This is a genomic window from Streptomyces purpurogeneiscleroticus, assembly GCF_020024005.1.
Taxonomy (GTDB): Bacteria; Actinomycetota; Actinomycetes; order Streptomycetales; family Streptomycetaceae; genus Streptomyces; species Streptomyces purpurogeneiscleroticus.
In genome coordinates, this window is the sequence record NZ_NHSG01000484.1 from 1 (window position 1) to 8,973 (window position 8,973).

Genomic DNA, 8,973 nt, shown 5'->3' on the forward strand with positions numbered 1-8,973 from the left:
GTAGGCGCCGTCGGGCTCACCGGCCGCCCCGGCCGGTGAGCCCGACGGCGCCTACGTCACCCCCCTGGTCCGCAAGCTGGCCCAGGAGAACGGCGTGGACCTCGGCTCGGTCAAGGGCACCGGCGTCGGTGGCCGCATCCGCAAGCAGGACGTCATCGCCGCCGCCGAGGCCGCGAAGACCGCTGCTCCGGCCGCTGCCGCCCCGGCCGCCTCCGCCGCGCCCAAGGCGCCGGCGCTGGAGGTCTCGCCGCTGCGTGGCCAGACCGTCAAGATGCCGCGGATGCGCAAGGTCATCGGCGACAACATGATGAAGGCCCTGCACGGCCAGGCGCAGCTGACCTCCGTGGTCGAGGTGGACATCACCAAGATCATGCGGATGCGCGAGAAGGCCAAGGCCGGCTTCGCCGCCCGCGAGGGCGTCAAGCTGTCCCCGATGCCGTTCTTCGTCAAGGCCGCTGTCCAGGCGCTGAAGGCCCACCCGGTCATCAACGCCCGGATCAACGAGGACGAGGGCACCATCTCGTACTTCGACTCCGAGAACGTCGGAATCGCGGTGGACAACGAGAAGGGCCTGATGACCCCGGTCATCAAGGGCGCCGGCGACCTGAACATCGCGGGCATCGCCAAGAAGACCGCCGAGCTGGCCGGCAAGGTCCGCGAGAGCAAGATCAGCCCGGACGACCTGTCCGGCGCGAGCTTCACCATCAGCAACACCGGCTCGCGCGGTGCGCTGTTCGACACCGTCATCGTGCCGCCGAACCAGGTCGCCATCCTGGGCATCGGCGCCACCGTCAAGCGCCCGGTGGTCGTGGACCACCCGGAGCTGGGCGAGACCATCGCGGTCCGCCACATGACGTACCTGTCGCTCTCCTACGACCACCGTCTGGTGGACGGCGCGGACGCCGCCCGCTACCTGACCACGGTCAAGCAGATCCTGGAGGCCGCCGAGTTCGAGACCGAGATCGGTCTCTGATCCCGAACGGCCCTCAGCAGGTGTGACGAAGGGGACGGCCCCGGTTCGTACGAACCGGGGCCGTCCCCCGTTGCGTCCCCGCAGATAATGAACCGTTGGCCTGCCCGTCCCGTGCGCCGGCCCGTCCGCCGCTAAGGAGCACCCGCATGACCCCACCCGTCGTCCATTCGCTGCGCGAGCAGATCCGCGAGCACATCCTCGAGGGGATCGTCAGCGGCCGCTGGCAGCCGGGCGAACGGATCGTCGAGCGGCGCATCGCGGTGGAGCTGGAGGTCAGCCAGACGCCCGTACGCGAGGCGCTGCGCGAGCTGGAGAGCCTGCGGCTGATCGAGTCGGCCCCGAACAAGGGCGTACGCGTACGGAATCTGACCGCGGCCGACCTGAAGGAGAGCTATCCGGTCCGGGCGGGGCTGGAGCAGGTCGCCGCGGAGCTGGCGGCCGGGCGGCTGGCGGACGACGCGACGGCCCTGGAGCGCGAGGTCGCGGCGCTCACCACGGCCGACGCGGCGGGGGACGGCGAGGCACAGGTACGGCACACCGTGGCCTTCCACCGTGAGATCATTCAGGCCGCGCGGAACGACGTCCTGCTGCACACCTGGGAGTCGCTGGGCGTGGAGGTGTGGACGACGCTGTCGATCCGCTGGTTCTCGCCCGACCCCCGCTCGCACGCCCAGGACCACCAGGATCTGGTCGACGCGTTCCGGCGGCGCGACCCGAAGATCGGCGAAATCCTCAAGGCACACGTCCTGAGCTGCGCACCTCGCGTCTGAGGGGCCGGAGGATCTTGCGGGACGGGCCGGCGGGGTCTTCGGAGGATCTTGACGGAGAGGCGAGAAGGATCTTGACGGCGGGTAACGGGCCTTAGCGGAGTGAGCCTCCGCGAGCTCATTTGAGGCTGGCACGCGGTGCCCAAACGCGCGGCACCCCGTGCCGACCTGCGGTTTTTCCGCCCGGAAGCGTTGATCGATCATCGATCAGGGGCGTATCGTCCTCCCTCGGGGCGCGACACCCTGCCTGCCAGCAAAACCTCGCACCTCCCTCCCTCCGTCCGGAAAGGGGCCACCCATGCCCGATCCCGTACGTTCTCCGTACAGCCAGCTCGACCAGCTCCCGGACAGGGATCCGCAGGAGACGGCTGAGTGGCGCGAGTCCGTCGACGCCGTCACCAAGGCAGCGGGCCCGCAGCGCGCGGACTACCTGATGCGCCGCGCCCTGGAGCACACCGCGCGCAACGAAGGCAGCGCGCTCCCCCCGCTCCTCGAGAGCGACTACGTCAACACCATCCCCACCGCCGACGAGCCGGAGTTCCCCGGTGACGAGGCGATGGAAGCCCGGATCACCGCCTGGAACCGCTGGAACGCGGCGGCCATGGTGACCCGCGGCTCGCGGTTCGGCGTCGGCGGCCACATCGCGACCTTCGCGTCCGCAGCCTGGCTGTACGAGACCGGCTTCAACCACTTCTTCCGCGGCAAGGAAGGCGACGGCTCCGGCGACCAGCTCTACATCCAGGGCCACGCCTCGCCCGGCATCTACGCCCGCGCCTTCCTCGACGGCCGCCTGAACGAGCAGCAGCTCGACAACTTCCGCCAGGAGGCCGGCGGCAACGGCCTCCCGTCCTACCCGCACCCGCGGCGCCTGCCCTGGCTCTGGGAGTTCCCGACCGTTTCCATGGGCCTCGGCCCGCTGTCGGCGATCTACCAGGCCCGCTTCAACCGCTACCTCCAGGGCCGCGGCATCAAGGACACCGCCAACTCGCACGTCTGGGCCTTCCTGGGCGACGGCGAGATGGACGAGCCCGAGTCGACCGCCGCCCTCGCGCTGGCCGGCCGTGAGGGCCTGGACAACCTGACCTTCGTCATCAACTGCAACCTGCAGCGCCTCGACGGTCCGGTGCGCGCCAACTTCAAGATCGTCCAGGAGCTGGAGGCGCAGTTCCGCGCCGCCGGCTGGAACGTCGTCAAATCCCTGTGGGGCTCCGCCTGGGACGAGCTCTTCCAGCTCGACACCACGGGCGCGCTGGTCCGCCGGCTGCGCCAGGTGCCGGACGCGCAGTTCCAGACGTACGCCACCCGCGACGTCGCCTACATCCGCGACCACTTCTTCGGCGCCGAGCCGGCCCTCGTCGAAATGGCGAAGCTGCTGACCGACGCGAAGATCGCCGAGTGCTTCCACACCGCCCGCGGCGGCCACGAGGCCCGCAAGGTGTACGCGGCGTACAAGGCGGCCGTCGACTTCAAGGGCGCGCCGACCGTCATCCTCGCGCAGACCGTCAAGGGCTACACCCTGGGCGCCGGCTTCGAGTCCAAGAACGCCAACCACCAGATGAAGAAGCTGTCGGGCAAGGAGTTCCGCGCCATGCGGGACCTGCTCGACCTGCCCATCCCGGACTCCAAGCTGGACGAGGAGCTGGTGCCGTACGGCCACCCGGGCGCCGACTCCCCCGAGGTCCGCTACCTCCAGGAGCGCCGTGCGGCGCTCGGCGGTCCGGCCCCGGCCCGCCGCCTCCACGCCTCCGCCGCGCTGCCCGAGCCCGAGGAGCGTGCCTTCAAGGCGCTGTACAAGGGCTCCGGCAAGCAGGAGATGGCCACCACGATGGCCTTCGTCCGGCTGGTCAAGGACCTGATGCGGGACAAGCAGACCGGCAAGCGCTGGGTACCGATCGTCCCGGACGAGGCCCGTACCTTCGGCATGGAGTCACTCTTCCCGTCGGCCGGCATCTACTCGCCCAAGGGCCAGACGTACGAGCCGGTCGACCGCGACCAGCTGATGTACTACAAGGAGGCCACCGACGGCCAGATCCTCAACGAGGGGATCACCGAGGCCGGCGCGATGGCCGACTTCATCGCCGCCGCGACGTCGTACGCGACGCACGGCGAGCCGATGATCCCGTTCTACATCTTCTACTCGATGTTCGGCTGGCAGCGCACCGCCGACCAGATGTGGCAGCTCGCCGACCAGCTCGGCAAGGGCTTCATCGTGGGCGCGACGGCCGGCCGTACGACGCTGACCGGTGAGGGCCTCCAGCACGCCGACGGCCACTCGCACCTGACCGCGTCCACGAACCCGGCGTCGCTCAACTACGACCCGGCCTTCGCGTACGAGATCGCGGTGATCGTCAAGGACGGTCTGCGCCGGATGTACGGCGAGAACCCCGAGGACATCTTCTACTACCTCACCGTCTACAACGAGCCCAAGCAGCAGCCGGCCATGCCCGAGGGCGTCGAAGAGGGCATCGTCAAGGGCCTGTACCGCTTCAAGGAGGCCGAGGGCGCGACCGACAAGGCCCCGCGCACTCAGCTCCTGGCCTCCGGCACCGCGATCCACTGGGCCCTTGAGGCGCAGCGGATACTCGCCGAGGAGTGGGACGTGGCCGCCGACGTGTGGTCCGCCACCTCCTGGGGCGAGCTGCGCCGCGACGCGCTGGAGTGCGACGCCGCGCGCCTGAAGGGCGAGGAGCGCGTGCCCTACGTGACCCGTGCGCTGGCCGGTGCCGAGGGCCCGGTCGTCGCGGTCAGCGACTGGATGCGGGCCGTGCCCGACCAGATCGCCCCCTGGGTCGAGCAGGACTGGGTCTCCATCGGCACGGACGGCTTCGGCCTCTCCGACACCCGTGAGGCCGCCCGCCGCCACTTCGGCGTCGACCCGCAGTCCGTCGTCGTCCAGGTCCTCGCGGCGCTCTCCCGGCGCGGCGAGGTCAAGGCGGAGACGGTCAAGGAGGCCGCCGAGAAGTACGGCCTGTGAGCCGTGCCTGAAGCAACATCGGGGCCGTAGCGCTCCGGTGGGCGTCGGGGCCGTGAGGGAGCCCCGGCGCCACCCCTCCCGCGTACGGGCCGCGTGCCCGTACGCCCCACCACTCCCGTGCGGAGGCAATCCACCCGCGCCCGGACCTCCGCACGGGAACCTTTCTCCGCTGGTCGTCAGCGGTTCCGGCCGGCTGTCGCCGACCGGTTGTCAGTGCCGCGCGGCATCATGAACCCATGCGTGCCGCCCGGCTGATCAAGATGGTGCTGCTGCTCCAGTCCCGGCCCTCGATGACGGGGGCCGAGCTGGCGCGCGAGCTGGAGGTCTCCGAGCGCACGGTCGCCCGGGACGTCCTCTCCCTCTCCGAGGCCGGCATCCCCGTCTACGCGGACCGCGGCCGGACCGGCGGCTACCGCCTCATCGGCGGGTACCGCACCCGCCTCACCGGCCTCGGCCGCAGCGAGGCCGAGGCCCTCTTCCTCTCCGGCGTGCCTGCTGCGCTGCGCGAGCTGGGCCTGGCCGACGCCGCGTCCGCCGCCCGCCTGAAGGTCTCCGCGGCCCTCCTCCCCGAGCTGCGCGACGCCGCGACGGGCGCCGCGCAGCGCTTTCATCTGGACGCGCCCGGGTGGTACCAGGCACCGAGCACCCCCGCGCTGCTCCCCGCCATCGCCGAGGCCCTGTGGGACGACCGCGTGCTGACGGCCCGCTACGCCCGCAAGGACACCGAGGTCGAACGGGTACTGGAGCCGTACGGACTCGTCCTGAAGGCGGGGGTCTGGTATCTCGCGGCGCGCGCGGGCGACGGCACCGGCTCCTTCCGGGTCTACCGCGTCGACCGCTTTCTCGCCGTCGCCACCGGCGAGGACCGCTTCGTCCGCGACCCGGACTTCGACCTGCCCGCCTTCTGGGAGGAGCGGGCCGCCCAGTTCGCCCGCTCGATTCTGCGCGCGGAGGTGACCGTACGGCTCACGCCCGCGGGCGCGCGCTGGCTCCCGCACGTGACGGACCGTACGGCGGCCGCGGAAGCCATAGCGGCCGCCGGGGCCCCCGACGACCAGGGGCGGATCACCGTCACCCTCGCCGTCGAGTCCCCCGACGTCGCCTACAGCCAGCTGCTCGGACTCGGCCCGGAGGCGGAGCTGCTCGGGCCGCCGGAGCTGCGCGAACGGTTCGCGGAGGCGGCACGGCGGATGGCCGGCCTGTACGAGTAGCCGCGGATCACCGGTACCCGGTCACATCCGCCGGCTTCTCCGGCCCCTGCACCTCCTTCATGTACCGCCAGGCGTCCGGCGCCGAGCCGTCCACGTCCGTGAAGCCGTACACCTTCGCCAGCCCGCCGCTGGACAGCGACTGGCCGTTCCACCGCGCCACGTCCGGATCGGTGGCCAGCGCCGCCAGCGCCCGCCCCACGAAGACGGGCGTCTCGGAGATCGCGAAGTGCGGGTTCTGTGCGCAGCCGTCCCGCCAGTTCTCCTCCGTCACCTTGAAGTACGTGTCGAGCATCGCCTCCGAACGCAGCCACCCCGGCGTGAGACAGACCGCCGTACAGCCGTACTCCGCCAGCTCCTCCCCCAGGTCCCGCGCGATCCGGATCGGCGCGCTCTTGGCGAGGTCGTAGTAGAGCGGCTTGCGGTACTCGCGGTTGGACTCGGCCGTGCCGTCCGTCACCTCCACGAGCAGCCCGCCGCGCCGCCGGATCAGCAGCGGCAGCGCGTACCGGCTGGTGATCAGGTGGCTCTCGACGCCCAGCCGCAGTACCCGCAGCCCCTTGCCGAGGTCGTGCTCCCACGCCTTCTTGTCCCACTCGACGTGCCGGTCACCGCCCCAGAGGTCGTTGACCAGCACGTCCAGCCGCCCGTGGTCCCGCTCGATCCGCTCCACCAGCGCCCGCACCTGGTCCGGCTCCAGGTGATCGACCCGTACCGCGATCCCTTCACCGCCCGCGGCGGTCACCCGCTCCGCCGTCCCCTCGATCGTCTCGGTCGCCCGGCCCACCTCGCTGACGTGGTCCCGCGTCGTCCGCCCCGTGACGTAGACGACCGCGCCGGCCCGGCCCAGCTCCACCGCCATCGCCCGGCCCGCGCCCCGCGTGGCCCCCGCGACCAGCGCGACCCTGCCCGCCAGCGCCCGTCCTTTCTGCCCGTCGCTGTCCGTGCTGTTCCGCATTTCGCTCTCCATACCGCGACCCTCGCACCCAATCCCGTCACCTCCTGTCCGCTTTTCCGGTGAATTCCGTGTCGGTAACGACCCGGACGGATGCCCGCGCTCCGCGTGCGCGGCCGGGCGGCAAGCTGGATGCTTGACCCTGTGATGGACGAGACGGAGTTCTGGGAGCTCATCGACGACTCCCGCGAGGCGGCCGAGGACGACCCCGAGGAACAGGCAGATCTGCTGATCGAGAGGCTGATGCGACTCGATCCCGACGCCGTGATCGACTTCGCCCGGCACTTCGAGGCGCGCTACAACCGCGCGTACACCTGGGACCTGTGGGCCGCCGCCGCGATCCTGCTGGACGGCGCGAGCGACGACGCCTTCGACTACTTCCGCTGCTGGCTGATCGGCCAGGGCCGGGAGGTCTTCGAGGGCTCGCTGCACGACCCCGACCGGCTGGCCGACCTCCTCCCGGACTTCGACGAGGAGGAGGACGGCGACGCGGAGGACCTGGGATACGCGGCGGACGAGGCGTACGAACGCCTCACCGGCATCGTGATGCCCGACCTCGGCCTCGCCCCCGCACCCCGCGAACCACTCGGCACCGTCATCGACTTCGAGGACGACGCGGCCCTGGAGGAACGCTTCCCCGCCCTGTGGGAACGCTTCCGGGGCGAGTCGTAGGGGGCAAGGCCGACGGCACGGTCCGCCTTGGTCCGTGGTCCGTGGCTGCGGTCCGTGGCCAGTGTCCGTGGTCCGTGTCCGTGGTGAGTGGTCCGTACGGCGGCGGAGTGCCTCAGCCCGCTGTGGCTGTGGCCCCGTCCAGCCACCGCCCCATCAGCACGTCGTCCACGTACTGCCCCTCCACCCGGAACTCCCCCGGCAGTACGCCCTCCACCCTGAACCCCGCCGACTCGTACAGCCGCCGGGCCGGCGCGTTGTGCCCCAGCACCCGCAGCGTCATCCGCTCCGCGCCCTCCGCCACCGCCCGGCCGATCGCCGCGTCGAGCAGCGCGCGGGCCACCCCGCGGCCGCGCGCCCACTCGTCCACGGCCAGGCCCTGTATCTGCCGCACATGGGCATTGGAGGCCAGCGGGATCGGCCGTACCAGGCGCAGGTACCCGGCCGTCCGACCGTCCACCTCCGCCACCAGGAAGTCGTCCGGCACGTGCCAGGCGTCGAAGAACGGGTCGTACGGCGGCTCCGGGCGCGGCTGAACGGAGTGCAGCGGCGACCAGGTCCGCCTGTCCAGCGCCCCCAGCGCCGCCTCGTCGGCGGGCACGGCAGTACGTACGATCGGCTCGGGCATGCCGGTCACTGTGCCACGCGTGCGCCGCCACGGGCAGTATGGGAACCATGCGGATCGCGATCACCGGCTCGACCGGTCTCATCGGCACGGCTCTTCTGCAGTCACTGCGCGCGGACGGCCACGAGGTGCTGCGCCTCGTCCGGCACGCGCCCCGCGCCGCCGACGAAGTGGCCTGGGATCCCGAACAGCAGACCGTCGACGCCGCATCGCTCGCCGGCTGCGACTCCGTGGTCCACCTCGCGGGCGCCGGCATCGGCGACCACCGCTGGACGCCCGCCCACAAGAAGCGGATCCGCGACAGCAGGGTGCTCGGCACCGCCACGATCGCCGAGGCCCTCGCCTCCCTCGACACCCCGCCGCGCTCCTTCGTCTGCAGCAGCGCGATCGGTTACTACGGCGACACCGGCGACCGCCCGGTGGACGAAACCGCCCCGCCCGGCGACGACTTTCTCGCCAAGGTCTGCGTCGACTGGGAGGCGGCCGCCGAGCCGGCCGTCGAAGCCGGCATCCGTACCGCCTTCCCGCGCACCGGCCTGGTCGTCTCGCGCACCGGCGGCGCCTGGGGCCGGCTCTTCCCGCTGTTCAAGGCGGGACTCGGCGGCCGCCTGGGCGACGGCAGCCAGTACTGGTCGTACATCTCCCTCCACGACCACATCCGTGCCCTGCGCCACCTCATCGACGACGAGAACCTGTCGGGCCCGGTGAACCTCACGGCCCCCGAGCCGGTCACCAACCGCGCGGCAACGGCCGCCATGGGAAAGGTCCTCCATCGCCCCACCCTCCTCACCGTCCCCCCACC

Annotated in this window: 7 protein-coding genes and 1 pseudogene; 6 read left to right on the forward strand and 2 right to left on the reverse strand. The window is 71.5% G+C overall.

The window, feature by feature from the left end; genetic code table 11:
* Positions 1-22 precede the first annotated feature (22 nt).
* The 4 genes and pseudogenes from sucB to CCS38_RS34755 all read left to right on the forward strand — a co-directional run.
* A pseudogene (gene sucB / locus CCS38_RS34740) lies at positions 23-973 on the forward strand (2-oxoglutarate dehydrogenase, E2 component, dihydrolipoamide succinyltransferase); the annotation flags it as partial.
* A gap of 146 nt (positions 974-1,119) precedes the next feature.
* Positions 1,120-1,743 carry a GntR family transcriptional regulator gene (locus CCS38_RS34745; protein WP_223737609.1) on the forward strand — a complete coding sequence of 208 codons (624 nt, stop codon included), beginning with the start codon at positions 1,120-1,122 and terminating at the stop codon, positions 1,741-1,743.
* Between the two features lie 295 nt (positions 1,744-2,038).
* On the forward strand, positions 2,039-4,714 hold the full coding sequence (gene aceE / locus CCS38_RS34750) for a pyruvate dehydrogenase (acetyl-transferring), homodimeric type (protein WP_223737610.1): 2,676 nt from the start codon (positions 2,039-2,041) through the stop codon (positions 4,712-4,714).
* Positions 4,715-4,950: 236 nt separating this feature from the next.
* A complete protein-coding gene (locus CCS38_RS34755) occupies positions 4,951-5,925 on the forward strand; it encodes a helix-turn-helix transcriptional regulator (RefSeq protein WP_223737611.1) in 975 nt (324 codons plus the stop codon).
* Positions 5,926-5,932: 7 nt separating this feature from the next.
* Here the strand turns inward: CCS38_RS34755 and CCS38_RS34760 are convergent, their stop codons facing one another.
* Positions 5,933-6,880: an SDR family oxidoreductase gene (locus CCS38_RS34760; protein ID WP_223737612.1), complete on the reverse strand. Its 948-nt coding sequence runs from the start codon at positions 6,878-6,880 to the stop codon at positions 5,933-5,935.
* 144 nt (positions 6,881-7,024) lie between these two features.
* Between CCS38_RS34760 and CCS38_RS34765 the strand changes: the two genes are divergently transcribed.
* Positions 7,025-7,549 carry a DUF4240 domain-containing protein gene (locus tag CCS38_RS34765; RefSeq protein ID WP_223737615.1) on the forward strand — a complete coding sequence of 175 codons (525 nt, stop codon included), beginning with the start codon at positions 7,025-7,027 and terminating at the stop codon, positions 7,547-7,549.
* Positions 7,550-7,661: 112 nt separating this feature from the next.
* On the opposite strand, the gene CCS38_RS34770 is transcribed toward CCS38_RS34765, so the two are convergent.
* Entirely contained in the window at positions 7,662-8,174 is a 513-nt protein-coding gene (locus CCS38_RS34770) for a GNAT family N-acetyltransferase (protein WP_223737613.1), read from the reverse strand.
* Between the two features lie 38 nt (positions 8,175-8,212).
* On the opposite strand from CCS38_RS34770, the gene CCS38_RS34775 reads away from it, so the two are divergent.
* A partial coding sequence (locus CCS38_RS34775) for a TIGR01777 family oxidoreductase (protein ID WP_223737614.1) occupies positions 8,213-8,973 on the forward strand: 761 nt, incomplete at its 3' end.